The organism is Streptomyces sp. NPDC005574, assembly GCF_040605435.1.
Taxonomy (GTDB): domain Bacteria; phylum Actinomycetota; class Actinomycetes; order Streptomycetales; family Streptomycetaceae; genus Streptomyces.
Genome location: NZ_JBEXCW010000328.1, coordinates 1 through 1,384, shown reverse-complemented (window position 1 = coordinate 1,384; position 1,384 = coordinate 1). Strand labels below are relative to the sequence as shown.

The following is a 1,384-nucleotide window of genomic DNA, read 5'->3' as shown; positions in this document are numbered from 1 at the left end:
CGAGGCCGAACAGGCCCACTACGATCACCACCGCGACCCCGCCCGGGCCGCTCATCCAACAAACTGAGTCCCCGGACACGCCGGGGCGGTTCAGACCTCCCCGACATGCTGATCCGCGACCGCCCCACACGCACCGCACCCCGCACCACGAAACGCCCCCACCTGAGCTACCAAACCCCCAGCTCAACCGACCCCGGCACCCGCCGCGTCACCCGCACCATCGTGCTCCACCAGCTGACACCCAACCCGGTCTAACTCATGACCATTGGGTCCTGGAGGACCACGGCCACCAGCCCGGTTACGCCCCCACCCGCTTTACCACTGCGGCCCAGTTGCTGGCCTTCCTCGACACCGCGACGGCCCCGCCCCGCACCCAGATCATGGAGAGCCTGTCCCATCCGCGTCTGACCGGCATGACCCGCGAGGACCTGGACGCACTCGCCCGCCGTCTCGCCCCGCGCCAGATCGCGCAGACCGAACGTGCCTCCTACCAGCGCCGAGGCGCCGTCCGCCAGCCAGTCAGCCGCGGCGGCGTCTTCCCTCAGAAGATCGGCGACGTGGAACGCGTCGTCCTCGCTGTCCTCTACCTGCGGAAACTGTGCACCCTGGACGTCCTCGCCGACGCGCTCGGTGACGTCAGCAGGTCCCTGATCGGCAACGTCGTCCGCGAGATCCGACCCCTCCTGGTGGAAACCGGCCTCCTTCCGCCGCAGCGACCCGTTACCGATCCGCCGCCGAGCTCCTCGCCACCGCATAGAGCGAGGACAACACACCGACAGGTTGATTCTTTACGGCTTCAGTGAGTGCGGCACCGCTGCCAGGACGCACCGGGCAACGCCGAGCCGATCGCTTCGACCAGACCCCGATGGGCGTCGGAAACCACCAGTTCCACTCCGGACAGACCGCGGACAGGTCAGCCCACGAAGAAAGGCGAGCTAGCCGGCTCCGTCCTCGGCGGAGGTGACCTCGATGCCGAGGACCTCGCGCCGGCCCTCGTTGTTCACGCCGACCGCGACGAGGCAGTGCACGTTGACCACCCGGCCGCCCTCGCGGACCTTCTGCGTGAGGGCGTCGACCCAGACGAACGTGTACGGGCCGGCGTCCAGGGATCGGTCCCGGAACTCGGCGACCCGCTCGTCCAGCGTCCGGGCCATCTCGGACACCTGCGATTTCGACAGCCGGGTCACTCCAAGAGCCTCGGCAAGCTTCTCCACCCGGCGCGTCGAGACACCGAGCAGATAACACGTCGCCACCACGCTGACCAGTGCCTGTTCCGAGCGCCGACGCCGCGTCGTGATGGAAGCGACGTCCGACTATTGGCGCGCGGTCTACTACGCATTACAGCCGCACCTCAACCTCGCGCTGGTCAACCCGGCTCACCTCA

At 68.4% G+C, this 1,384-nt stretch carries 3 protein-coding genes; 1 reads left to right on the top strand and 2 read right to left on the bottom strand.

Annotated features, from left to right (window positions below; genetic code table 11):
- Positions 1-332 precede the first annotated feature (332 nt).
- Positions 333-803 (top strand): hypothetical protein, encoded by a 471-nt coding sequence (locus ABZT03_RS44540; RefSeq protein ID WP_356050054.1) that lies wholly within the window; start codon positions 333-335, stop codon positions 801-803.
- Here ABZT03_RS44540 and ABZT03_RS44535 read toward each other — a convergent pair.
- Both ABZT03_RS44535 and ABZT03_RS44530 read right to left on the bottom strand, forming a co-directional pair.
- Positions 797-883 (bottom strand): transposase, encoded by an 87-nt coding sequence (locus ABZT03_RS44535; protein ID WP_356050055.1) that lies wholly within the window; start codon positions 881-883, stop codon positions 797-799. The two genes, ABZT03_RS44540 and ABZT03_RS44535, sit on opposite strands and share 7 nt — an antisense overlap.
- Positions 884-935: 52 nt before the next feature.
- Positions 936-1,256, bottom strand: a complete 321-nt coding sequence (locus ABZT03_RS44530; protein ID WP_356050052.1) for a transposase — start codon at positions 1,254-1,256, stop codon at positions 936-938.
- Between the last annotated feature and the right edge of the window lie 128 nt (positions 1,257-1,384).